A 23269-nucleotide genomic window follows, 5' to 3' on the forward strand; every position below is an offset into this window, starting at 1 on the left:
ATCAGAATTTATATGTTTTCAGCGGAGCTGAACAATTCTGATATTGCAAAAAAAGCTACCTCTAAGGCACGAAAGTATCTTCATCGAAAGGGCTTCGGTCAGAAGCTTTTTTATTCGGAATTTTTTCCGAAGCCTGCAAATTCATATTGAAATTTTTAGAAATTGGTATATAATGAAAACGTATAAAATTTGTACGTATAAATATTATTATTTTGTTAATTAATCGATTTTAGTACGTACGAGTTATAAACGTTAATTTACGGAGGTCGATGATTTTGTTAAAAATCGCAATGATTGGCGCAGGCAGCGTCGGTTTTACAAGAAGGCTGATGATGGACATTTTGGCTGTACCCGAGCTGAGGGATACGGAATTCCGGCTGATGGACATCAACGGAGAAAATTTGGAAATGGTAAGCAACCTTTGCCGGAAGCTGATCCAATCGAACGGTTTGGCCGCTACAATAGCGCCTACCACCAGTCAGCGCGAGGCGGTAAAAGATGCGGACTACGTATTTTGCATGGCGCGTGTCGGCGGTTTGGAAGCGTTTCAGCATGATGTGGAAATTCCGCTTAAATACGGCGTCGACCAATGCGTAGGCGATACGCTGGGACCTGGAGGCGTGTTTTTTGCGATGCGGACGATCCCTGTGCTGCTCGATTTGGCCAAAGATATGCGGGAGCTTGCTCCGAATGCGCTGTTATTGAATTACTCCAATCCGATGGCGATGAATACGTGGGCGCTGCGCAGAGCGGGGGGCATCAAGGCAGTCGGGCTTTGTCACGGCGTGCAGGGCGGGCATAAGCAGATTGCGACAGCGCTAGGCCTGCCGCAGGAGGAAGTCGATTTTATTTGTGCGGGCATTAATCATCAAACCTGGTATGTGCAAGTTACGCATCAAGGGAAAGATATGCTTCCGTATTTGCTGGAAGCGTTCGAGAACCACCCCGAGCTTTCCAAAAGCGAGCCTTGCCGGATTGATGTACTGCGGAGATTCGGTTATTACTCCACAGAATCGAACGGCCATCTGAGCGAATATTTGCCGTGGTATAGAAAGAATCCGAACGAAATCGACCAATGGATTTATCCGGATGTGTGGATCGGCGGCCAGACCGCAGGCTATTTAAACCATTGCAGAGCGAAAACGGAAGAATACAAGGAAATGTACCCGAAATGGCTGAGCGGCGAGGCTGAATATATTAAGCTGGGCCAGCGTTCTAACGAGCACGGCTCCTATATCATCGAAGCGCTTGAAACCGGCCGTACGTACCGCGGTCATTTCAATATTGAAAACCGCGGCCTGATTACGAACTTGCCGGATGGCTGCACGATTGAAATTCCTTGTTATGTGGACGGCAACGGCATCTCTCCGACGTTCGTCGGCGATCTTCCGCTGCAGTGCGCGGCAACATGCCGTACCAGCATCAGCGTTCAGGAGATGGCCGTGCAGGCTGCGTTGACGGGCAATCGCGAGCTGGTGAAGCTGGCGGTGCTCCATGATCCATTAACCGCTTCGGTCTGCTCGACCAAGCAAGTATGGGACATGTGCGATGAAATGTTTGAAGCGCTGGCTCCGTGGATGCCGCAGTTCAACGGTGAAGGCCGGACATGGTCCGATATCTCCCAGCCGGATCAAGGACGTTACAGCTTTCCGAAATCGACGGCCGGCTATGTGCCGCCAGCGTTGTCGGGAGAAGTCGACGCTACCGGTTCAAGCGGCGAAAGACTGATTGTCGGACATAATGACAATTAAAATTATCGAAGAGGGGTCTAACAAATGAAATTTCCATTGATTAAATCGGTCAGCTGCGCTGCAGTGTTGAGTCTTGTCGGAATTATAGCGGCGTGCGGCGGAGCCCAATCGGACAAATCCGCCTCCGGCTCGGGAACGCAAAAGGAAGTGACATTGAAATTTTTGGATTGGAATACGCAATTTCCTGAAGAGGTTCATGCGGAAATGCAAAAAGCGGTTGCCAAATCGCTGCCCCATGTAAAACTGGAATTCGAAAATATCGTATGGGCGAACTTCCAATCGCTTCTGCAAACCAAAATCGCGGCGAGAGAGCTGCCCGATATTATTCATTTCAAAGCATCGGATATTCCGCTGTATGCCAAAGCCGGTCATCTGATGGATTTATCTTCTATGGAGTTCATGAAACAGTTTACCGACGATGTCCGCAATAATCTTAAAGTGGATAATAAAGACTATGCCGTACCTTACACATCCAATGTTCAAGGCGTGTTCTATAATAAAAAAATATTCCAGGAAAACAGCATCGAGCCTCCAAAATCGTGGGATGAACTGATGCAGGTGGCCCAAAAGCTGAAAAGCAAAGGCATTACTCCGTTCACCGCTCATTTTAAAGATACTCAGGTTGGCAACAATACGATGCAGTTCGCAATGCTGGACGTCTTTTCGAAAAACCCGCAATGGGGGGTCGATCTGCAGAACGGCAAAGTATCGTTTGCCACATCGCCAGAATATAAAACCGTATTTGAGCATATCAAACAAATTTACCCTTTGACCAACGAAGATCCGTTTGGCGTCGACCTTGCCGGCGCTGCGGAAATATTCGCCAATGGCAAAACCGCTATGTTTATTACAGGAACATGGGCGCCTACACAGGTGCTGAAAAATAATCCGAACCTTGAAATCGGTTATTTCCCTACTCCTGCTGTGGATGAGAAAAATACGAAAGTCATCATCCAGTCCGACCACAGCTTTTCCGGCAGCGCTACAACCAAACATCCGGAAGAGGTCAAAAAAGTGTTGGAAATTTTGGCGACGGACAAGACCTTGGCCAAATTTTATGCGGACAAGCTGAAAACGTTCAGTTTGCTGACGGATGTGTCGCCTGAAATTAAAAATCAATATGCCGACGATATCGCAAAATATAGAAAAAACGGCATTATCGATGTTAATATCGGCAATGTGCAAATCCCGTGGGCATACCAGGTGGAATATTCAAAATATATTGCCGAATGGATATTCGGACAAAAAACAATAGAAAATGCGCTGAAAGCTGCCGATGATTTCAAGTCCAAAGTGAAATTTTAATTTGAAGCGAAATTAGGCTCATCTTTCCGGGAGGGGGACTTAGGTCCCCCTTTAGTATGTAGCATGGAGGCGGTTACATGAAGATTGCTAATCGATATGGAAGAAAGATCAACTATAGAAGCCTGCAATTTTTACTTTTACTTCTTCCACCCCTCATTTTTTTTACCGTGGGTATGATCGTTCCGCTCCTCATGGGGATGTACGACTCGTTTACGGATTGGGATGGACTGAGTGTAAATAAAAACTTTGTCGGAATTAAAAACTATGCGGCTATTTTCAGCGACGATATTTTTACTTCCGCTTTCAAATTCACGTTTTTATTCATGATCTTTAATACATTGATTCAAAATGTCGGCGCTTTATTGCTTGCAGTCGTTATGGACAGCAGCATTAAGGGGAAGAAAATTTACCGGACCATTATTTTTGTTCCTGCTTTACTGAGCCCTATTTTGGTAGGACAAATCTGGACGAAAATGTACGGGGTTATTTTGCCGAGTCTAAACGGGCTGCTGGGCAGCAATTTTAATTTCAAGCTGTTTTCAAGTCCCGATACGGTTTTAAGCGGGCTCGTTATTGCAAATAACTGGCAATGGATCGGCTACTGGATGCTGATTTACTTGGCCGGATTACAAGGTATTCCTAAAGATCTCTACGAAGCCTGCACGGTAGACGGCGGCAATGCATTCCGCAAGTTTATCCATATTACAATCCCCATGCTGGCGCCTTCTATAACCATTTGCACCATCGGAATTGCAACAGGCAGTTTAAAGGTATTCGAGTTGATCGTCGCCTCTACAGGCGGAGGGCCGGGAAATTCCTCGCAGTCGATTATTATGCATATTTATAATACGGCTTTTGGCTTGCAGCAGCCCAGCTACGCTTCAGCCATGTCGGTTGTGTTTTTAATTATTTTGGTTGTATTTGCGCTGGCTCAACTGCTTATTTTAAGAAAAAGAGAGGTGCAGATGTAGATGGAATCCCGGTTTAATGTGAGCACGTTTCTTCTGCAGCTTCTCATCAGCGTTATCGGCATCCTTTATTTGGTGCCTACCTATATAGTAATCAATTATGCGTTTAAGTCCTCCAAGGAATCGACAAGCTCGTCTCCGTTCTCGTTGCCAAGCCAGCTCGATTGGGGCAATTTCAAGCGGGCGTTCGATGCTTTAAACTTTTGGCAGAGCTTGGGGAACAATGTAATCATTACGGCAACCTCGGTTATTCTCGTTATCATCCTCAGTTGTATGGGAGCTTACTCCATCTCGCGCGGAGGAAACAAGTTTTTTGGCGGCGCTTATTATTTATTTGTTGCGGGAATTTTGATTCCTTACCAAGTTATATTCGTGCCGATCTTTCTGCTTGGCTTAAGAATGGGATTTATGAACAGCTTGACAGGGGTTATTTTCTTTTCTGTCGCTACACATCTCCCGTTCGGCGTATTTGTAACGACGGGATTTATGAATTCGGTACCGAAAGAAGTGGAGGAGGCAGCTTCTATCGATGGGTGTTCGGTATTTAAAACATTTTGGATTATTATATTGCCGATGCTGCGGCCCGTCGGCGCGTCGCTGACCATCATTATGTCGCTGCAAATATGGAACGACTACTTGCTGCCGCTCTTATTCCTGCAAAAAAATGAATTAAAGACGTTAACGATCAAAATGGCCCGGTTATTCGACATGTTCAGTACCGATTTCAACGCCGGTTTTGCAGCCATTATCGTTTCTTCCTTGCCGATTTTGATCTTGTTTATTTTTATGCAAAAGCATTTTATAAAAGGAATTACAATGGGGTCGGTCAAAGGATAACGCAGTTGACGACAATCGATCGGATGTGCGTAATTAAGGCAAAAATCCGGCCTGACTGACGAAAATCCGCTCTTCGACGAAATGCGCCTTCAGCTGATCCAGCACGCGCATGTAGGCGCTGCGGTCATACCATTCGGTCATGCCGAGCTGCTCATAAATGCGGCGAATCCCGAGCCGCTCCGTCCGTTTGCCGAGACTGCCGTCGCCCATGAAAAAGTCATCGACGCATACGCGGGGGACGACTGACGCCAAGCGGGCGGCGAACTGCGCGGAGCTGGGCAGCACCGGCGAGACCGCCGCCTGGACGTCGAGCCCAGCTGTGGCGAGCCGTTCCAGCGTGCGCAGCCTGGCCGCCACCGGCGGGGCGGCGGGGCTGAACGCCTTGCGCACCGGCTCCAGGTCGGTTTCGACCGTGACGCTGATGCGGACGCGGTCTTTCAGCTGCAGCAGCACGTCGATATCGCGCGCGACAAGCGGGCTGCGCGTCTGGACGAGCAGGAAGTCCGGCTGCTCCAGCGCCATTGCCTCCAGCAGGGAACGCGTCAGCCGTTCGCTGTATTCGGCCGGCTGGTACGGGTCCGTTGCGGAGGACATGAAGATCGTGACCGGCCCCTTGTTCTTCGCTTTGCTCAGCTCTTTGCGCAGCAGGCCGGCGGCGCCTTCCTTCACATCAACCCACGTGCCCCATGCTTCGCGGCGGAATTTGGCGACGGGCATTTCGCGGACATAGCAATACGAGCATGAGAAAGCGCAGCCGGCATAAGGATTCAGCGTATGGCTGTAGCCGGTCAAATAACCGCTGGCCGGGTTCAGCAGCTGCTTGGGGGTTTTATAGGTGAGGATGGGCTGCATGCAAGCGACACTCCTTTCATATGCCGATCGCGCCGGACAGCAATAAGCGCTGCGGCGTCCATATATTTGTTTGCCGGGGCCGCCTCCATGAATGAGGCGGCCCCGGCTGTGCTTGTTTTCGGCTTCATTGCCTGAAACTGATTATCCCTATTATAACGAAATATAGAGAAGCTTGCATGGGGACACGGATGAAGCCGCTTTTGTTCGTTGAATAAAAAATATAAGTGTATATACTTAGCTTTGTGCAATAGAAGTGGAAGACAGCTAGTATATGATGGAAGAGGAATGGTATAGAATGTATAAATTTCGGGGCTCCCCGCAAGTATCTGTATCAGCTTCGAAGCAAGGCCTCACTTTGTGGGGATATTTTAGTTGAAGCACGTATGATGAGACAAAGACAATAATAGGCGGGGAGGCCGCAACATTGAAAGACCAATGGGAAAGAACGGAAGCGCCCGCAGTGATGGAGCTGCCGCAGATCGAGGCACTGGTCGGACCGGTATTTGGCGGGAAACGGGTGACAGCCGCCGAACGGTTGGGCGAAGGCTTCAGCAATTCCAATTATAAGCTGCGTATTGAAGGCAGCCGGGAGCCATACGTGCTGCGGCTGTATCGTGGCGGGCCGGAGGTAGCCGGCAAAGAACTGGCGATATCCGAGTTGATCGCAGACAGCGTGCCCGTCCCGCGAATCGTGGCGGCTGACTGGAGCGGCACGCAATGGGAAAAGCCTTGGGCCGTTATGGAGTGGAAGGAAGGGACGCTGCTGCGGGATGTATCGAGGCAGGGCGAGAAGTGGGATACAGCAGCTGCCGCCGTTTCGGTGGGCAGTACGCTTGCCCGTATTCACGCTTATACGTTTCCTGAAGCCGGTTTTTTGGGCGCGGAATTGAGCGTTGCACAGCCTTTTAAGATGGACGCAGGCAGCTTTACCGCATTCATCGAGGACAGTTTGTTTGCGAAACGTTGCGGACATTGGCTCGGGGATGAGCTGGTTCAGGCGTTATGGGCGCTCTGCTTGAAGTATGCGCCGCAGCTGTCGGAGCATCAGGAGGCGCCGGTGCTCGTTCATTCGGATTTTAACGGGTTGAATTTGCTGATCGGAGAAGCTCCGGGCCGCGAAGTAACGGCGGTTCTGGATTGGGAATTTGCTTTTTCCGGCAGCCGGCTTACGGATATCGGGAATATACTTCGTTACGAAGAGAACGACTCGTGGTTCGAACGGCATTTGACAAGCGCTTATGTGCGCTCGGGCGGGGTTTTGCCCGCCAACTGGAAGCTGCTGTCGAAGCTGGAAGATCTGATCGCCCTGTGCGATATGCTGAACGGTTCGACATCGGAGACGCCGAATCGGGTTCGCGATTTGAAGCGGTTGGTTGCAAAGACGGCAGCCGAATTTGCTTGAAGCTGGCATAAGTAAAAAACGATGGAATAAATATATTGACAAAGAGGAATAAAAGTTTTAATCTATTCAAATCCGAGTAACATCATGAGATTAATTGGAGGAATTTGAAATGAATAATAATTTATTGGCTGCCTTTCAGACGAACTGGATCAGCTTGCTGGTTTCATTAGCAGTAATTGTTTTTCTTGTCTTTTTGGCGAAAAAACGTGTCGGCTTCGGTACCCGCGTATTTATTGCACTCGGATTGGGGCTGTTGGCAGGTATCGTGTTCAACTCGTTCAAGCTGGATTATAAAAGCGTCAGCACGATCGGCACTATCTATGTCAATCTGATTAAAATGCTCGTCATGCCGCTCGTTTTTGTTCTTGTTATAAACAGTATCGCGTCATTAACGAATTTGGCTCATTTGCGCAAGCTGGGCGTGAAGACGATTTTGTGGTTTTTGTCCACAACGGGTGTTGCCGCATTAATCGGTCTGCTCGTTGCATTGGCCGTCGATCCGGGCAACGGGATTAAAGCGGCAGTGCCGAAAGATTTTAAAGTAAGGGAAATTCCGACCTTCTCTCAAGTTATACTCGATCTGGTGCCGTCCAATCCGATCAGCGATATGGCTGCGGGTAAAGTGGTGCCTGTATTGATCTTTGCCATATTCGTTGCGGTGGCGATCGTGCATATCAATTCGCGCAAGCCGGAAAGCGTGGAGCCGGTGAAACAGTTTCTAAAATCGGCCACCGACGTGCTGCATCAAGTCGTCAAGTATGTGATTCGCCTGACACCGTACGGCGTTTATGCGCTGGTCGGAGCTATGGCCGCCAAGTACGGCTTGGAGACGCTGGCACCGCTCGCGAAAGTTATTTTCGCTTCGTATATCGGTCTGATCATACATTTCGTACTCGTGTTCGGCGGGTTAGTCGCGCTGGTTGCGAAGGTGAATCCGATTAAATTTTTCCGTAAAGCGTACCCGACGGTTGCCGTTGCCTTTACGACACGCAGCAGTTACGCTACGCTGCCGATCAACCTGGAAGTCATCACGAAGCGGCTCCGCGTCTCGCCGCGGATTGCCAGCTTTGTGGCGCCGCTCGGCGCTACGATGAACTTTAACGGATGCGGCGGTGTGTGGCCGGCGATTGTCGCCGTGTTCGTCGCACGCGTGTACAATATTCACTTGGATGTAACGGATTATATTCTCCTTATATTGGTTTGCGTGATTTCGTCGATCGGGGTTGCCGGCGTGCCTGGGCCTGCCGCGATTTCGACCACAGTTGTTTTGACGGCCATGGGCCTGCCGCTGGAAGGTATGGGCTTGGTGCTCGGCGTCGAAGCGCTTATCGATATGGGACGTACAGCGGTCAATGCGACCGGGACAACGGTTACCGCGCTTCTGGTAGCCGATTCGGAGGGCGAATTCGACAGGGCTGCATTCGAGCGGGATGAGGAAGATGAGATGGAACACGCTACCGCGTAATCGGCTGTTGGATGCCGGCGTCAGCGGGTAGCGATCGGAGAGGCCGCTGCGTATACGCCTGATGCGGTAACTACCGCAAAGCGTAATAGAACGGATGCGATTAATAAGGCAAACAACATAAAGACTGGGTGCGTTAGATCAAACGCGAAGCCCAGTCTTTTGTTTGAGCTCAGGAAAGGATGCGCTGCAGCTTCTTATGAACAACGGCGGCTTCCCGGGGAGTTGTCGAAATACAGTTTCGATAGAGCTGAAGGCGAAGCGCTGCCGTATCCTCCGTCAGCATGGGAAGTTAGTCTTCCCATACGGACTGCAGCGGCAGCCCCTTTTCCGTGCGCGCCCGATCGACGATCTGTTGGATAAAGTCGGTTTTGGCGCGTGTGTACGCTTCGGGATCGAGGCTGAACTGCCGCATCAGCGAAAGCTTGAGCTCCCCGTAAGCGCTGACGCTTTCCGGATGCGCGCGAAGATAATCGCGGAACAGCAGCTCATTTCTTTCATAGAAATGTTCCGAAGGAAGCATATGCAGGTGATGAGTACGCGCCCCGCCCGATTTTTTCACAAATAGGTGGCGGCCCGTCATGCCCGCATCCGTGTATGAATAGCCCAGATCTTTGAGCAGCCGGGAATAGACGGAGGGAGCCTCCAGCGTATGGAAGGCCGCAAACATGTCGATGACGGGCTTGGCGGCCTGGTTCGGGATCGAGGTGCTGCCGACATGCTCCATCGTCGCGATGCGGGGGGATAGCGCGTTCAGCAGCCGCTCTTGCTCCCGCTTGTATTCAAGCGCCCAGTCGGGATTATAAGGGACGATCGACATCGGCTTCCGGCTTTGTTCAGACATGCCCGAATCTCCTCCTTTTTCCATGAAAATGGGGCTATTACCTAATATAACTTCAAAAGAGGTATATTTTCCAATCGGCGGAACGGCGGTTCAAGCGGAATTCCTGAATTTACGTGTGCGAAGTCTGGGGTAAGATTACAAAGAGCCCGACGGCGAGTTTTCCGTCAGGCTCTTCTTAGTTGAAAGTTTTTAGACTTTTTCGTTAACCTTTAATTCATATTAGTCGGCATGGTGGTTCGTCGGCATAACCTCGGGCGACGTCAGCTTGTCGTAAAAATCGACATACTTGTCTTTGTCCTCGCTCGCACGCAGCGCCATACCGGATCGCGGATGCTCGTTCAGCACGCCTGCGACCATGTAAGGGATGACATAGCCCCATTCGACTTTTTGACGGATTGGCGCCAAATGTCTTTCGATCAGGTCCAGCACCGGACGCAGCTCGTAACGTGTATTTTTCAAGTAGCTCACAAGCAGCTCGGTAGGGCAGTTGCCGGCAGCGCGGCCCATGCCGTACACGGAAGCATCCAGGAATTGAACGCCTTTGCTTGCGCCCAAAATCGTGTTGGCGAAAGCAAGCTGCATATTGTTGTGCATATGCACGCCCAATTGCTTGTTCGGAAGCAGGCGCTGGAATTTGGAAACCATATATTCGATATCCTTATGATCCATGCTGCCGTATGAATCGACGACATATACGACATCGACCTTGCTTTTTCCGATTTCTTCAAGCGCTTCGGTAAGCTCGTTTTCCATAACATGCGACAGCGCCATAATATTGATGCTTGTTTCGTAGCCGTAGCCGTTGAATTTCTCAACCAGTTCCAACGCCTTGTCCACATCTTTAATGTAGGTAGCGACGCGGATCAAGTCCAGATGGCTCTGCTCGCGCGGCAAAATGTCGTTCTCGTCGACGCGGCCGATATCTACGAGAGCGGACAGCTTGGTGTCGGTCTTCGTCTTGATAACTTCCTTCAAGAAATCTTCGTTCAAGAAGCGCCATGGTCCCGCCTCCGCGCCTTTCAGCAATTTGGCGGAGTTTTTATAGCCGATCTCCATATATTCAACGCCGGCTTCGCTCAAGCCCGCGTACATATCTTGTACCATTTTCACGCTAAAATCCCAGTTGTTGACGAGTCCCCCGTCGCGAATGGTGCAGTCGACAATTTTGTGGTTATATTCTTTCGTCATCTTCAATAAACTCCCTTCAGCTATGCGGCGTCAGCTCGTTCAGGCGGCTTCGGCCCAGTATGTTCGGCGCACTTTAATGCTTTTCGGCTTTTGTGCTTTTATGCTTTTGTGCTTTCATGTGGTAAATTAAAATCGCTTAATCTATAATCACATACCGCCAGTGGTTTTGTCAACGAAAATCATCGAATTCGGGGCGAGAAATTGCCCGTTTTTTGTGAAATTTCATCGATTCGTGACACAATGATCCGATTTGCTGGAAAACGACGAATACCCTGCTCGAGAGAAGGGGCCGGAACATAGTGTTGCCAAATGAGAAACAATCTATGAAAAAAGAGGAAAGCATAACAAAGTCCCCCGATATCCATGGAAATGTGCTGCGCATCATATCCTAAACTCCTAAACAATAAGAAAAGCTTCTGATCGAAGCCCTTTCGATGAAGATACATTCGTGTTTTTGATGTAGCTTTTCTTGCAATATCAGAATTGTTCAGCTCCGCTGAAAACATATAAATTCTGATATTATAAAAAAACCTCTATCGAGGCCATTCAAGGATGAGCGACCGCGATTTAAATGCAGGTTTTCTTGCAATGATAAAAAGCTTCAGCTCCGCTGACAACTTATTCTTTCTATCATTATAAAAAAAAGCCGGCTTTGCCGGCAGCTGCGGTTACGGGGTTTTAATAATCGTGATTGAGCCGATAATGGGGAGCGGCTTTATTTGGCCGTTGGCCGCCTGAATGATGCCGATAATCGCAAGCACCAGTGTCGCCAAATTGGCCAGCGGCAGCAGGATCCAGCCGATCACCGGAATCATGCCGAGCACGATATTGCAGGCGATGCTGAGAATGAGCAGAACAAGGCCCTGATTCGCATGATACATGGCAAACCGGGAATCTTTGGCGGCGAGCAGCGGAATGAAAAAAATAATGTACGCCAATACGCCGATCCATTTGTTGGCGTTGACGTCGGCAGGATCGGCTGTCAAATTCGGTCCGGACGAGCCGGCGCTGTTTTGTTGATCTTCCGGGGAAGACAAAGCGGTCACCCTCTTTTCATTATAATTGTAAGCTGGAGGTGCTTTTCATGACGGAACATGGTTTTGTAACATCCTATGCGCCGCAAAACCACAGTATGTCTTGACGCTTGAAAGAAAAAAGCTTGATCGCAGGAATAATTTGGGCTGTCCGGGGAGACGATAAGCGAGACTATTTTGCCAAATGAGAATGAGAGGAAGACAAACGAATGAACGCCGAAGCGATTTTTTTCGAATTTGATAACGAAGCGTCCGCATTGCTGGCACAAAGCACTCTGGAGGAGCTAGGTTATACGGCTGGCCTCCACTCCGAATTCAATCATCCGACACTGCATATTCAAGTCGAGCATTCAGTGCTGTCATCTGCGCTCGAAATCGCGCAGGCTCATGGCGGACGGCTGGTTGAGCATACGTCGGGCTTAACGGAGAACGACGCTTATAGGCAGGCGTACGATACGGATGACGGTTATATTTCGATTCCGGCGCATGTCGTCAACGAAGATTGGAGCGAGCTCTACGCGACGAACGCCGAAAACGCAGACAGCTTGTATGCGCCGGACCGCGGGGCGGACGGAGCTGCAGCCGGCGATTCGGATGATTCGGGCAATTCCGACAATCCGGTATCGGGAGCGGCAGGCGAATCGGATTCCGGCAACGGCGCGAAGGTGTTCGACCCGTCCGATGATGACTACAGCCATTTTGATGCGGGAGTCCGGTTGTAGCGCCGGAAGCTTCCAACGGCAGCGTGTCCGGCGTGAAGCGGACCGCTGCTTGCTTTTTTTGCCGGGGATAAAAAGATTTGCCGCGGAAAACAAAGTTGTGTCCTGCCTATTTTTCGTTGTAAGGAGAAAACTGTTTCTCTAGACCCACACGACTTTCGTTTGCTATGATGAGGTCGAAATAAATCGAGCATGTTCGACATGGAGCTGGAGGAGAGCCGTACGTGGAAACCTACGATAATTTGAAGCAAGGCGAAAAGGGTGCATGGGTTAGCATCGCAGCCTATATTCTTTTGTCTGCGTTCAAGATCAGCATGGGCTATATAACGGGCTCCGAAGCATTAACTGCAGATGGCGTCAACAATACGACGGATATCGTCGTTTCGCTTGCCGTACTGATCGGCCTTCGCATTTCCCGCAAGCCGCCGGACCGGGATCACCCGTACGGCCATATGCGGGCCGAAACGATCGCTTCGTTAGTGGCCTCATTCATTATGTTCGCCGCCGGCATTCAGGTCATTATTCAGGCGGCCAGAAGCTTTATGGAGGGCGACCTGCAGCCGCCCGGCCTGCTGGCCGCATGGATCGCGCTGTTCTCGGCCGTGTGCATGTGGTTTGTGTACATGTATAACAGCAGACTGGCGCGGCGCATTAACAACAAGTCGCTGATGGCGGCCGCCCTGGACAACCGTTCGGACGCTTTCGTCAGCATCGGCGCGGCTGCAGGTATTTTCGGTGCCCGCCTAGGGCTCCCCGTACTCGATTCGATCGCAGCGCTGCTGGTCGGTGTCGTTATTTGCAAGACGGCATGGGACATATTCTCGGATGCTTCGCACGCGCTGACGGACGGCTTTGATGACGAGAAGCTGAAGGTGTTCCAGGATACCGTGCGCAATACGCCGGGCGTTAAAGGCATCCGCGATATTCGCGCCCGTGTGCACGGCAGCAATATACTGCTGGACGTCGTCGTCGAGGTGAGCGCGGAGCTCAGCGTCGAGCAGAGCCACTTTATCAGCGACGAAATCGAACGGCGAATGCACAGCAAGCATAAGGTCGATAACGTCCATGTGCATATCGAGCCTTATACGGAAGCGGAGCGGCAGGTGGAGCGGCAAGACGAATAGGATTGGGATTTTTTTGTACGCCGCTTTTGAAAATGACCGGCTTTATTAGGGGAAATGAACGCAGCAAGTAGTTATGAGCAGGCCTAACGGACTGAGAGAGACTGTCGATTAATAGGGATAAGGGCTTGGAGAATGGCTTCAGGGCGAGTTTTTTATTGCATTGTTACCGAAAAGTATAATGAAATCAATGCAGTAAAACGTGTTTGAGCTTCGAAGTCGTATCCATTGCCCGTTCCCGTCCTTTAATCGATAGTCTCTTGAGAAGGAGTTATTTGACCTATTTTTTGCTTTCGACAAATTTAACGGACCGGAATAACCTTATGTGGCACGCCAGTCGTTCATCTGAACCAATTGTTGCAGTATAACGTCTCCTCGATCCGCTAGATTTGAAAACCATTCGTTCGCCCGCGATTAAGGGGTGCGCTGTCAATCCCTTGAGAACACGGCTCAGGCAGCTGCATCGAGGATTCCGAAGAAAAACAAAAACGTTTCTATTCGCTGACGATGCGAACAGAGACGTTTTTTTGTTATGGTTTCTTGGAAAGAAAATCGCCGCTTGAGGCTGAATTTGACGGGGCTCGGGGAAGCCGGAGCGCTGATGTATGTGACGGACGTTTCGGCGCTTTCATGCATTGTACAAAGGGAAGCTTGTCTTAGCAATCTGGGAAATACGCGCAGTTTCACTCAAGAGAGAGCATCTTTGGCATCCTTTTATCAGGCTTCCGGAGCGCAAAGAGTGCCAAAAGGGAACGAATGTTCCTGTTTCATTAACATACTTGCCTCGTGAGGGAAACCGCCTTATTTGCTACGATATGGAACGATAGGGGAGGAATAAGCCGAATAGGTCCGGTAATCCCGGCTCATCCTACGAGAGGAGGGATTATCTGGAAATACATGGAGTGAGCCCGTGTGACACGGCAAGAAGGACTATGCTAGCATTATAAGTGTTCGCGCGAGCAAATTCTTAACAGAGGAGAGATGCTGATTGAGAAGGGGTTTGGCGGTCATAATGGTTCTCTTGTTAAGCACCGCGATGTTCGGGTGCGGCAGCGTGAAGGAAGCCGGCACCGAAGGCGCCAATTCGCCGCCGGATAAGCAGGCGGCCGGAGCGGGCAGCGGCACCTTGGCCAAAGTGAAGGAGCAGGGCTATGCGACGATTGGCTTTGCCAATGAAAAGCCGTATGCCTACAAGACGGCCGACGGACAATTGACAGGAGAAGCCGTAGAAATTGCAAAGGTGATACTGGAACGACTGGGTGTCAAAGAAGTGAGAGGCGAATTGACGGAGTTCGGTTCGCTGATCGGCGGGCTGCAGGCCAAGCGGTTCGACATGATTACCGCGGGGATGTTTATCAATCCGCAGCGGAGCAAGGCAGTGCTGTTCGCCAATCCGGAGTACAGCATTGGCGAAGCGATAGCCGTGAAGCAGGGAAATCCGCATAACCTGCACAGCTATAAGGATATCGCTGATAATAAAGAGATTAAAGTCGCCGTCATGACCGGCGCGATTGAAATCGGCTATTTGGAGAAATCCGGCGTACCGAAGGAGCAGATGGTCCTTGTGCCCGACCAGGCGTCCGCATTGAATGCGCTGCAGGCGAACCGCGCTCAGACTGTGACGATGACAGGCCCGGCGCTGCAGGCGATGCTGGACTCCGCGAAGGACAGCGGGCTGGAACGGGTAGCCGAATTCGAGCAGCCGGTCATTGACGGCAAAAGTGTAAGAGGATACGGCGCGACGGCGTTCCGCAAGGACGACAAGGAGTTCCAGGAAGCGTTCAATGCGGAGCTGGAGAAGCTGAAAACGTCGGGCGAACTGCTGTCCATTTTGAAAAAATTCGGCTTTACGGAGCAGGAGCTTCCGGGCGATATAACGGCTGAAGCTCTGGCTAAAGAGTAGCATGGAGTCCGCTTGGATACAAATCGTACCTATGCTGTTTGCGGGTGCGAAGGTCACCTTGGAAGTCGCCGCGCTTTCCTCTATCCTCGCTTTGGCGATATCGCTTGCGGCTGGTTTGTGCCGCTTGTCCCAATACAAGCTCATTCGGTTCATCGTTACCGTCTATGTGGAGCTTTTTAGAGGCAGTTCGCTGTTGATCCAGCTGTTTTGGCTGTACTTCGCGCTTCCGTTCGCAGGCATCGAGCTTCCCAAGCTGACGGCTGCGGTACTCGCGTTCGGCTTGAATTACGGAGCCTATGGGTCCGAGGTTGTACGCAGCTCGATTCTGGCCGTGCCCAAAGGCCAGTGGGAGGCGGCGCTCGCGCTCAATATGCGGCGCTGGCAGAGCCTGCTGTATGTCATTTTACCGCAAGCAGGTGTTCGTATGCTTCCGCCGTTCGGCAATCTGGCCATCGAGCTCATCAAAGGAACGTGTCTTGTCTATTTTATTACATTAAGCGATATGACCTACCAAGCCATAGTGCTGAGAAACAACTATATCGACTGGACACCGGAAATTTTGATGCTGCTGCTCCTGATGTATTTTGCCATTACGTCGCTCGTATCGTTCGGGATACGCAAAGCGGAACGTAGCATGGCGGCAGGGAGGCTGTAGACGCGATGTGGGATTGGAATTATACGCTCGACATTTTACCGGGACTGGTCAAGGCTTTGTGGGTGACGGTGATCGTAACGTGCTGCGGCTTTGCGGCCGCTTGCTTAGGAGGGCTGCTGCTCGCGCTGGCGTCGGCGTCCCGCATGAAACTGCTTTCCATTTTAGCCAAATGGCTTGTCGCTTTTGTCCGGAATACGCCGCTGCTGGTACAGGTGTTTTTCTTATACTACACACTTCCCAAAATAATGAATATTTCTTTATCTGCGTTTACCGTAGGTATTATTGGTCTGGGACTTCATTACAGCACCTATTTGTCCGAAGTGTACCGCTCAGGCATTGAAGCGGTCCCTAAGGGGCAACGGGAGGCGGCAGTGGCCTTAAACTTTCCGAAAGTACAAACCTGGATAACGATTATTCTTCCTCAAGCCATACCGCCTATCATTCCGATTATGGGGAACTATTTGCTTGTTATGTTTAAAGAGACCCCCGTACTTTCTGCCATTACCCTGGTTGAACTGCTGTTGACGGCCAAAAATACCGTTTCCGAATCGTACCGCGTTTTCGAGCCGTACACGATAGTCGGGCTGATGTTTCTCGTCATCAGTTATCCGGCGTCGCTTGCCTTTGCCAAGCTTGAAAAGCGGCTGAACCTGCAAGCCGGCGCCTCGTATAAAGATTCATCCCCGACATCCGGTTCGGGAACAACCGTTTCAAAAAGCATGGCTGCTTCGAAAAAGGAGGTGGGAGCTTGAACGATACGGTAGTGAAATACAGTAAAGTAAGTAAAACCTACGGCGAGCTTGAGGTGCTAAAGGAGATCGATCTGGATATTGCGCCCGGGGAAAAGCTCGCCGTGATCGGCCCGAGCGGCTCCGGCAAAACAACGCTTGGCCGCATGCTGATGACGCTGGAGGAGCCGAGCTCGGGCACGATCGAGGTGGACGGGGAGCTGCTGTGGCATCAGCGGGTGCAGGACCGGCTGGTCCGGGCCGATGAACGGCATCTGCATCGCATCAGGGGAAAGGTCGGCATGGTGTTCCAGCATTTCAATCTGTTTCCCCATATGAACGTGCTGCGCAATGTGACCGAAGCGCCGTGCAAGGTGCTGGGCTTGTCGAAGGAGGAGGCGCGGGAACGGGCCGAGTCGATGCTCGAGAAGGTCGGGCTGCTGGACAAATTGGATGTATATCCGTCCAAGCTTTCGGGCGGGCAGAAGCAGCGCGTTGCCATTGCCAGAGCGCTCGTCATGCGGCCGCAGGTGATGGTGTTCGACGAGGTTACCTCTGCGCTCGATCCCGAGCTGGTCGGCGAGGTGCTGGAGGTCATCCGCGAGATCGCCGATGAAGGCAATATGGCGATGATGCTCATCACGCATGAGATGGATTTCGCGCGGGAAATCGCCGATCGGGTTATATTCGGCGCAGATGGCGCCATAGTGGAGCAGGGGCCGCCGGAGGCGATATTCGAAGACCCGCAAAGCGAGCGGCTGCAATCGTTTTTGAAACGGTTCCGGTCGTCTTAGCGAAAGGGGGGACGGAACTTGAAAGAAATTTTGAAAGAAAATGCGAAGGAAACATTGAAAGAAACCGCGATACGTTTTCGGCGCCCGGAGAAGAAAGACGGGACGCCGATCTGGAAGCTTATTCAGCAGACGGAAGCTTTGGATGTGAACTCTGCTTACTGTTATATTTTGCTGAGCGATTATTTGAGGGACACCTGCGTGATCGCAGAGGAAGAGGAGAAGATTGTCGGCTTTATTTCGGCCTTCCGCGCCCCTTCCCGAAACGACACATTGTTCGTCTGGCAAATCGCGGTGGCTCCCTCCAAGCAGCGGAGAGGTATCGCGAGACGGATGCTGAAGGAGCTGTTGGCGAGGGAATGCTGCAGCGATGTCGTGTATATCGAAGCGACCGTCAGTCCGTCCAATTTGGCGTCCAGAGGCTTGCTTCTGCGGTTGGCCAAAGATTACAGGATGGAATGTCATTTGTCGGCCGGTTATGCGGATGCGTTGTTTCCGGTTGAGGCGCGTCATGAGGAGGAGCTGCTGTTCCGGTTAGGCCCCTTGCCTGTCATGGGCGAACGATGAGAACGACAACAATAACTCATAACAGGAGGTAGATCGATGAAACTGCACACATTGGAAAAACCTTCCCTGCACGTGTTTGACCAACTGGAATCCGAGGTTCGCAGCTACTGCCGCAGCTTCACGACGGTTTTCGCCACGGCGAAAAACGCGAAGCTGTGGGATAAGCGGGGCCATGAATATATTGATTTTTTTGCCGGCGCCGGTGCCTTGAATTACGGCCACAACAATGAAGCGATCAAGGAAAAGCTGGTGGAATACCTGCTTCAGGACGGGGTGACCCACGGCCTGGATATGGCGACTACCGCCAAGGAGCATTTTTTGGCCCGGTTTCACGATGTAATCCTGAAGCCGCGCGGCATGACGCATAAGGTGATGTTTCCCGGACCGACAGGGACGAATGCGGTGGAAAGCGCGCTGAAAATCGCCCGTAAAGTGACGGGACGTTCCTCGATCCTCTGCTTTACGAATGCTTTTCACGGGATGTCGCTCGGTTCTTTGGCCGTCACCGGCAACAAATTTAAACGCAGCGGTGCGGGCATTGATCTCGGAAACGCCGCCTTTATGCCGTATGACGGATACTTCGGACGTTCGGTCGATACGACGGCTTATATTGAAAAAATGCTCGATGATCCGGGCAGCGGCATTCCGCTTCCGGCAGCTGTCATTGTGGAAACGGTCCAGGGCGAAGGAGGCCTCAATACGGCAAGCCGCGGGTGGCTGCAAAAAATCGCGGCTTTGTGCAAACAAAGAGACATTTTGTTGATCGTCGACGATATTCAGATGGGCTGCGGACGGACCGGGACGTTTTTCAGCTTTGACGAGGCCGGAATTGACCCGGACATTATTTGCTTATCTAAGTCGATTGGCGGCTACGGGCTCCCGATGGCTCTCACACTGCTCAAGCCGGAGATCGACCAATGGAGTCCGGGTGAGCATAATGGAACGTTCCGCGGCAACAATCTCGCTTTCGTCGCCGCCGCTCAAGCGCTCCGTTACTGGGAAAACGGCGAGCTTCAAGCCGAGGTGGCTGTCAAAAGCAGGACGATTCGTCATGCATTGGAGCAAATGGTGAAGCGGGACGGCGAGCTTGGCGGGGAAATCAGGGGCAGAGGCTTGATCCAGGGCATCGCATTTGACGAGGACGGCGCGGCCGAACAGCTATGCGCCATTGCCTTTAAAAAAGGGCTGATCATGGAAACGTCGGGTCCGCGAAGCGAGGTCGCCAAGCTGATGCCGCCGTTAACGATTGAACCGGCTGTACTTGAGCAGGGACTGCGGCTGCTTGCCGAAAGTCTGGATGAGCTGGTGAAGCTGCGGACCGAAAAGCGGCCATTCAAATTTAAAGGCAAGGGAGTGGGCTAAATGATCGTAAAACATATTAACCAAGTGATTCATACCCATGACGATATCGACACCGAAACCTGGAATTCAAGAAGATTGCTGCTGCAAAAGGACGGCATGGGCTTCTCCATGAACGATACGATAATCAAAGCCGGGACGGAAACGCTGATCTGGTATCAAAACCATGTCGAGGCCGTTTATTGCATCGAAGGCGAAGGGGAGATTGAAGTGATCGGCGGGGAAACATACCCGCTCTACCCGGGCACCTTGTATGCGCTGGACGGACATGAGAAGCATTTCCTGCGGGCCAAAACCGAGCTGCGGACCGTTTGCGTATTCAATCCGCCGCTGATGGGCGGGGAAGTTCATGACGAAAACGGTACTTATCCACTGCTGACGGCGCAAACAGCCGATCCGAAATAAGGAGGAATCGAGACGATGCCGAGAATAAACCATGCCACACAAACCGAAGAAATTGCCGATTTATACCCTTCCCGTATAAAGGCCGAGCCGGAATGGATTCAGCGCAAAGATCCGGTCGTTTATTCCGCTTGGGCGCAGCAGACGTTTATTACGGAGCAGCAATCGGATTTCTATAAGCAAAACGGCTATTTGTTTATCGAGCAGTTTTTCTCTGCGGAGGAAATTGCCGCCTATAAAGACGAATTGAATCGACTGTGGAACGAAAGCCTGCACTCGAAGCGCGATGAGGTAATCCGCGAGCCAGACAGCGAGGAGGTGCGGTCGATCTTTGCCGTACATAGCAGCAGCGACGTGTTCAAAGCTTTAGCCGGGCATCCGCGGCTTAAACGGCTGACCGATTACTTGCTGGGAAGCTCCACGTACATCCACCAATCGCGGATTAATTTCAAGCCGGGCTTTACGGGCAAAGAATTTTACTGGCATTCCGATTTCGAAACATGGCATGTCGAGGATGGAATGCCGCGGATGCGGGCATTGAGCTGTTCGATCGCGCTGGAAGACAACTATCCGTTTAACGGCCCGTTGATGGTCGTCCCCGGCTCCCATATGACGTATATTTCATGCGTCGGCAAGACGCCGGAGCGGCATTATCAGGAATCGCTGCGCCGCCAGCAGTACGGGGTGCCGGATCAGGACAGCCTTACGGAGCTGGTCCGTAAGCACGGCATTCATACGCCCGTCGGCAAGGCAGGCTCCATCGTTCTGTTCGACTGCAACATTATGCACGGCTCGAACAGCAATATTTCGCCGATGCCGCGCAGCAATGTGTTTCTCGTCTACAACAGCGTAGACAACCGGCTGCAGGAGCCGTTCTCGGGACAAACGCCCAGACCGGAATATATTGCAGCGCGTTAAAAGGATTCAAGGGAGTCATGAAAAGAACATCGAGCCGATATTCGGTATCGATGTTCTTTTTTTTCATGACAGCAAGCATACCTCGGAGGGGATAGAACGTATTTTTTCGCGAAACAAACAGAGAATAACCATAATAGGGACTGGACTACCACGGAGGATTATTGTGCTCCATTTCATACAAAATTTGATGGATCAATTCGGATATTTAGTTTTGGGTGCTGCCCTGATGCTTGAGCTGCTCGCTTTGCCTTTGCCGGGTGAAGTGCTTATGACCTATACGGGGCTGCTCGTTTTCCAACAAAAATTAAATTGGGCGTTAAGCATCCTCACAGCGGGTACTGGAGCTTCGATCGGCATGACCGTTTCATACGGGATCGGTTATAAATTAGGAATCCCTTTTTTTGAAAAATACGGCTCCAGGATACATTTGGGCCCCGACCGTCTGGCGGCGACATCCCGCTGGTTTGAACGTTACGGAAATAAGGTCATCATTATCGCATATTTTATCCCGGGAATTCGCCATTTTACCGGTTATTTCTCGGGAATTACAAGACTGCGGGTTCGTACCTATAGGCTCTATGCTTATACCGGCGCGTTCATTTGGACGGGTACCTTTATATCGCTCGGAAAAATTGTCGGCCCCGAATGGGAGCAATTCCATCATTCCATTACCAAATATTTATTATTGGCGGGCATTTTGGCGGCCTTGCTGCTGATGGCATTTTATTTGTTTCGAAAATATAAAATCAAACTCAACGACCGTATTGTATATTGGTTGAGTAAGGCAGTTAAAAAGTTTAGTTCGTTAGGTCCGGCCCGATTTCTGATCACCGCATCGTTCGGACTGTTTTTGGCGCTCTTTATGTTGATGGTGGGTTTGGTCCAAGATTTTTTGGCCAATGAATTCGGCGACTTTGACCTGGTAACCTCTTATGTTATTCATTCTCAGTTTGACGGCAATTGGAAGCCTTGGATGAATCGGTTTGCAGATTTGGCCTCTTCCCCGGTTTTGCTTGCTTTGACCGTGCTGTCCCTTCTATGGGTCCTTTATAAAGGAAGAGACCGTATGCTTGAAGGGAGCTTCTTGTTGTTCGTATATATCGGCGGTGAGCTGTGGGAAGAAAGGTTAAGGCTTTATTTTCATCGAATGGGACCTGAAAACATCGCGAATACGTTCCCAAGCGAGCAGACATTGATTACGATCGTTATATTTGGCTTCGCCGCCTATTTGCTGATTCGGCATACCGGTGTGGCCTGGGTTAGAACTGTTTCGATTATCGTCGTACTCGCTTGTTCGTTTCTGGTTGGATTGAGCCATGTTTATTTCAATCTGCAATACCCGAGCGATGCGCTCGCCGGTTATGTATTCGGCGGTGTATGGCTGAGCATGAACGTGCTGCTGTTGGAACTATTTCGAATCATGAACTCGTAAGCCGGATATACTGGCATAAAGTTGTTTCCGCAAAATGCTAAACTTGGGTGTAAATTTTACGGCTACAACTGCGAATGAACTATTTGTATAGGTAGGGGGGCTATGCTACAATAGAAGAAAAGCGAAAGGGATGATTTTATGGAGAACCTCGTCACGGAATCGAAAACACATGAAGCCTGCGGTACCGATGAACGAAAAAGCCATCATTCCGAAAAAACCAAAAACAATTTGATAAACCGGCTCAACCGGATCGAGGGACAAATTCGCGGCATTAAAGGGTTGATTGAGAAGGATACGTATTGTGATGACGTGCTGAATCAGATTTCGTCGGTACAGTCCGCTTTGAACGGCGTAGGCAAGCTGCTTCTCGAGCACCATATGAAAAGCTGCGTAATCGAACGGATTCAGGACGGTGAAAGCGAAGTTATCGATGAGCTGCTGACGACCATCAATAAATTAATGAAGTAAAGTCATTTGGGTGGGGGAAGGATTCGCGAGAATCCTTTTTTCGTCTGAACACTTGCTTCGCATAACCTTGGCAAACACGTTCGTCTCCTAAAGGACGGCGAAGCGGCTTGCTTTTGGCGGCCTTTCAAATAGGGTTGAGGGGTACGGTAAAAAACATTTGACTTATATACTATAGGGGGGTATACTAAAAACATGAATGGCGACAAACATAGCAGTTCCCTCCCAAAGTACCCGGCATTTTGCCGCCGTAAGGGTGAATCGAATTGAAAAGGTCGATACTGATACTGTGGACGCGAACCGCTATACCCCATTCAAAAATTTTATTTTTTATAAAGGAGAAATGAAAGATGAAAAACGTAATTTTGCAAGTTAAAGGCATGTCGTGCGCGCACTGTGTCAATTCCGTCGAAAAGGCTGTGAAAGGTTTGGGCGCAAGCGGATCCGTTGATTTGGCAGGCGGTAAGGTTACCGTCGATTATGATGAACATAAACTGACGCTCGAAGCTATTAAAGAAGCGATTGAAGGACAAGGCTACGATGTTGTGTAATTAATCGAACGAAAA

General features: G+C 50.7%; 23 protein-coding genes. 19 read left to right on the forward strand and 4 right to left on the reverse strand.

Features of this window, described 5'->3' with window-relative positions; translation table 11 throughout:
- Positions 1 to 275 precede the first annotated feature (275 nt).
- The 4 genes from melA to E1757_RS15265 all read left to right on the forward strand — a co-directional run bounded on the left by melA (position 276) and on the right by E1757_RS15265 (position 4861).
- Complete coding sequence (gene melA / locus E1757_RS15250) at positions 276 to 1751, forward strand: alpha-glucosidase/alpha-galactosidase (protein WP_133229507.1); 1476 nt, start codon at positions 276 to 278, stop codon at positions 1749 to 1751.
- 24 nt (positions 1752 to 1775) lie between these two features.
- The gene (locus E1757_RS15255; RefSeq protein WP_133229509.1) at positions 1776 to 3056 is read left to right on the forward strand and encodes an ABC transporter substrate-binding protein; all 1281 of its coding nucleotides are present in this window, start codon (positions 1776 to 1778) and stop codon (positions 3054 to 3056) included.
- 77 nt (positions 3057 to 3133) lie between these two features.
- A complete protein-coding gene (locus tag E1757_RS15260; protein ID WP_133229511.1) occupies positions 3134 to 4027 on the forward strand; it encodes a carbohydrate ABC transporter permease in 894 nt (297 codons plus the stop codon).
- A complete protein-coding gene (locus E1757_RS15265; RefSeq protein ID WP_133229513.1) occupies positions 4028 to 4861 on the forward strand; it encodes a carbohydrate ABC transporter permease in 834 nt (277 codons plus the stop codon).
- A gap of 33 nt (positions 4862 to 4894) precedes the next feature.
- Here E1757_RS15265 and E1757_RS15270 read toward each other — a convergent pair whose 3' ends face one another.
- The gene (locus E1757_RS15270; RefSeq protein WP_133229515.1) at positions 4895 to 5713 is read right to left on the reverse strand and encodes an SPL family radical SAM protein; all 819 of its coding nucleotides are present in this window, start codon (positions 5711 to 5713) and stop codon (positions 4895 to 4897) included.
- 424 nt (positions 5714 to 6137) lie between these two features.
- Between E1757_RS15270 and E1757_RS15275 the strand changes: the two genes are divergently transcribed.
- Entirely contained in the window at positions 6138 to 7115 is a 978-nt protein-coding gene (locus E1757_RS15275) for a phosphotransferase family protein (RefSeq protein WP_133229517.1), read from the forward strand.
- A gap of 109 nt (positions 7116 to 7224) precedes the next feature.
- Positions 7225 to 8580, forward strand: a complete 1356-nt coding sequence (locus tag E1757_RS15280; RefSeq protein WP_133229519.1) for a dicarboxylate/amino acid:cation symporter — start codon at positions 7225 to 7227, stop codon at positions 8578 to 8580.
- A gap of 289 nt (positions 8581 to 8869) precedes the next feature.
- On the opposite strand, the gene E1757_RS15285 is transcribed toward E1757_RS15280, so the two are convergent.
- From E1757_RS15285 to E1757_RS15295, 3 genes are all read right to left on the reverse strand, one after another.
- Entirely contained in the window at positions 8870 to 9421 is a 552-nt protein-coding gene (locus tag E1757_RS15285; RefSeq protein WP_165972131.1) for a GrpB family protein, read from the reverse strand.
- Between the two features lie 219 nt (positions 9422 to 9640).
- Positions 9641 to 10609, reverse strand: a complete 969-nt coding sequence (locus E1757_RS15290) for an aldolase catalytic domain-containing protein (RefSeq protein ID WP_133229523.1) — start codon at positions 10607 to 10609, stop codon at positions 9641 to 9643.
- Between the two features lie 668 nt (positions 10610 to 11277).
- Positions 11278 to 11646 carry a DUF4870 domain-containing protein gene (locus E1757_RS15295; protein ID WP_425464844.1) on the reverse strand — a complete coding sequence of 123 codons (369 nt, stop codon included), beginning with the start codon at positions 11644 to 11646 and terminating at the stop codon, positions 11278 to 11280.
- 206 nt (positions 11647 to 11852) lie between these two features.
- Between E1757_RS15295 and E1757_RS15300 the strand changes: the two genes are divergently transcribed.
- The 13 genes from E1757_RS15300 (at position 11853) to E1757_RS15360 (ending at position 23254) form a co-directional block, all read left to right on the forward strand.
- The gene (locus tag E1757_RS15300) at positions 11853 to 12365 is read left to right on the forward strand and encodes a hypothetical protein (RefSeq protein ID WP_133229525.1); all 513 of its coding nucleotides are present in this window, start codon (positions 11853 to 11855) and stop codon (positions 12363 to 12365) included.
- A 221-nt stretch (positions 12366 to 12586) separates the two neighbouring features.
- Positions 12587 to 13486, forward strand: coding sequence for a cation diffusion facilitator family transporter (locus E1757_RS15305; RefSeq protein WP_133229527.1), 900 nt, complete (start codon positions 12587 to 12589; stop codon positions 13484 to 13486).
- Between the two features lie 985 nt (positions 13487 to 14471).
- The gene (gene ehuB / locus E1757_RS15310; RefSeq protein WP_246079211.1) at positions 14472 to 15386 is read left to right on the forward strand and encodes an ectoine/hydroxyectoine ABC transporter substrate-binding protein EhuB; all 915 of its coding nucleotides are present in this window, start codon (positions 14472 to 14474) and stop codon (positions 15384 to 15386) included.
- Position 15387: 1 nt separating this feature from the next.
- The gene (ehuC, locus tag E1757_RS15315) at positions 15388 to 16041 is read left to right on the forward strand and encodes an ectoine/hydroxyectoine ABC transporter permease subunit EhuC (protein ID WP_133229529.1); all 654 of its coding nucleotides are present in this window, start codon (positions 15388 to 15390) and stop codon (positions 16039 to 16041) included.
- A gap of 5 nt (positions 16042 to 16046) precedes the next feature.
- On the forward strand, positions 16047 to 16793 hold the full coding sequence (gene ehuD, locus E1757_RS15320) for an ectoine/hydroxyectoine ABC transporter permease subunit EhuD (protein WP_133229531.1): 747 nt from the start codon (positions 16047 to 16049) through the stop codon (positions 16791 to 16793).
- Positions 16790 to 17563: an ectoine/hydroxyectoine ABC transporter ATP-binding protein EhuA gene (ehuA, locus tag E1757_RS15325; protein ID WP_181956650.1), complete on the forward strand. Its 774-nt coding sequence runs from the start codon at positions 16790 to 16792 to the stop codon at positions 17561 to 17563. Before ehuD ends, ehuA begins: the two co-directional genes overlap by 4 nt.
- An 18-nt stretch (positions 17564 to 17581) precedes the next feature.
- The gene (ectA, locus tag E1757_RS15330) at positions 17582 to 18127 is read left to right on the forward strand and encodes a diaminobutyrate acetyltransferase (RefSeq protein ID WP_246079212.1); all 546 of its coding nucleotides are present in this window, start codon (positions 17582 to 17584) and stop codon (positions 18125 to 18127) included.
- 36 nt (positions 18128 to 18163) lie between these two features.
- Positions 18164 to 19489, forward strand: a complete 1326-nt coding sequence (gene ectB, locus E1757_RS15335; RefSeq protein WP_133229535.1) for a diaminobutyrate--2-oxoglutarate transaminase — start codon at positions 18164 to 18166, stop codon at positions 19487 to 19489.
- A complete protein-coding gene (locus E1757_RS15340; protein ID WP_133229537.1) occupies positions 19490 to 19891 on the forward strand; it encodes an ectoine synthase in 402 nt (133 codons plus the stop codon). It abuts the gene before it with no gap.
- Positions 19892 to 19906: 15 nt separating this feature from the next.
- Positions 19907 to 20806: an ectoine hydroxylase gene (gene thpD, locus E1757_RS15345; RefSeq protein WP_133229539.1), complete on the forward strand. Its 900-nt coding sequence runs from the start codon at positions 19907 to 19909 to the stop codon at positions 20804 to 20806.
- A gap of 163 nt (positions 20807 to 20969) precedes the next feature.
- Positions 20970 to 22238, forward strand: coding sequence for a VTT domain-containing protein (locus tag E1757_RS15350; RefSeq protein WP_246079213.1), 1269 nt, complete (start codon positions 20970 to 20972; stop codon positions 22236 to 22238).
- Positions 22239 to 22376: 138 nt separating this feature from the next.
- Entirely contained in the window at positions 22377 to 22706 is a 330-nt protein-coding gene (locus E1757_RS15355; RefSeq protein ID WP_133229541.1) for a metal-sensitive transcriptional regulator, read from the forward strand.
- 347 nt (positions 22707 to 23053) lie between these two features.
- Positions 23054 to 23254: a copper ion binding protein gene (locus E1757_RS15360; RefSeq protein ID WP_133229543.1), complete on the forward strand. Its 201-nt coding sequence runs from the start codon at positions 23054 to 23056 to the stop codon at positions 23252 to 23254.
- The last annotated feature ends 15 nt before the right edge of the window (positions 23255 to 23269 follow it).

It is taken from the genome of Paenibacillus piri, from assembly GCF_004354045.1.
Classification (GTDB): domain Bacteria; phylum Bacillota; class Bacilli; order Paenibacillales; family NBRC-103111; genus Paenibacillus_S; species Paenibacillus_S piri.

Bases quoted from the DNA above. Each gene is read 5' to 3' on its own strand.
- E1757_RS15300 (WP_133229525.1), top strand. From the start codon at position 11,853: ATGAACGCCGAAGCGATTTTTTTCGAATTTGATAACGAAGCGTCCGCA.
- E1757_RS15285 (WP_165972131.1), bottom strand. From the start codon at position 9,421: ATGTCTGAACAAAGCCGGAAGCCGATGTCGATCGTCCCTTATAATCCC.
- ehuC (WP_133229529.1), top strand. From the start codon at position 15,388: ATGGAGTCCGCTTGGATACAAATCGTACCTATGCTGTTTGCGGGTGCG.
- E1757_RS15355 (WP_133229541.1), top strand. From the start codon at position 22,377: ATGGAGAACCTCGTCACGGAATCGAAAACACATGAAGCCTGCGGTACC.
- E1757_RS15280 (WP_133229519.1), top strand. From the start codon at position 7,225: ATGAATAATAATTTATTGGCTGCCTTTCAGACGAACTGGATCAGCTTG.
- E1757_RS15290 (WP_133229523.1), bottom strand. From the start codon at position 10,609: ATGACGAAAGAATATAACCACAAAATTGTCGACTGCACCATTCGCGAC.
- ectB (WP_133229535.1), top strand. From the start codon at position 18,164: ATGAAACTGCACACATTGGAAAAACCTTCCCTGCACGTGTTTGACCAA.
- ehuD (WP_133229531.1), top strand. From the start codon at position 16,047: ATGTGGGATTGGAATTATACGCTCGACATTTTACCGGGACTGGTCAAG.
- E1757_RS15265 (WP_133229513.1), top strand. From the start codon at position 4,028: ATGGAATCCCGGTTTAATGTGAGCACGTTTCTTCTGCAGCTTCTCATC.
- E1757_RS15340 (WP_133229537.1), top strand. From the start codon at position 19,490: ATGATCGTAAAACATATTAACCAAGTGATTCATACCCATGACGATATC.
- thpD (WP_133229539.1), top strand. From the start codon at position 19,907: ATGCCGAGAATAAACCATGCCACACAAACCGAAGAAATTGCCGATTTA.
- E1757_RS15260 (WP_133229511.1), top strand. From the start codon at position 3,134: ATGAAGATTGCTAATCGATATGGAAGAAAGATCAACTATAGAAGCCTG.
- E1757_RS15360 (WP_133229543.1), top strand. From the start codon at position 23,054: ATGAAAAACGTAATTTTGCAAGTTAAAGGCATGTCGTGCGCGCACTGT.
- E1757_RS15255 (WP_133229509.1), top strand. From the start codon at position 1,776: ATGAAATTTCCATTGATTAAATCGGTCAGCTGCGCTGCAGTGTTGAGT.
- E1757_RS15270 (WP_133229515.1), bottom strand. From the start codon at position 5,713: ATGCAGCCCATCCTCACCTATAAAACCCCCAAGCAGCTGCTGAACCCG.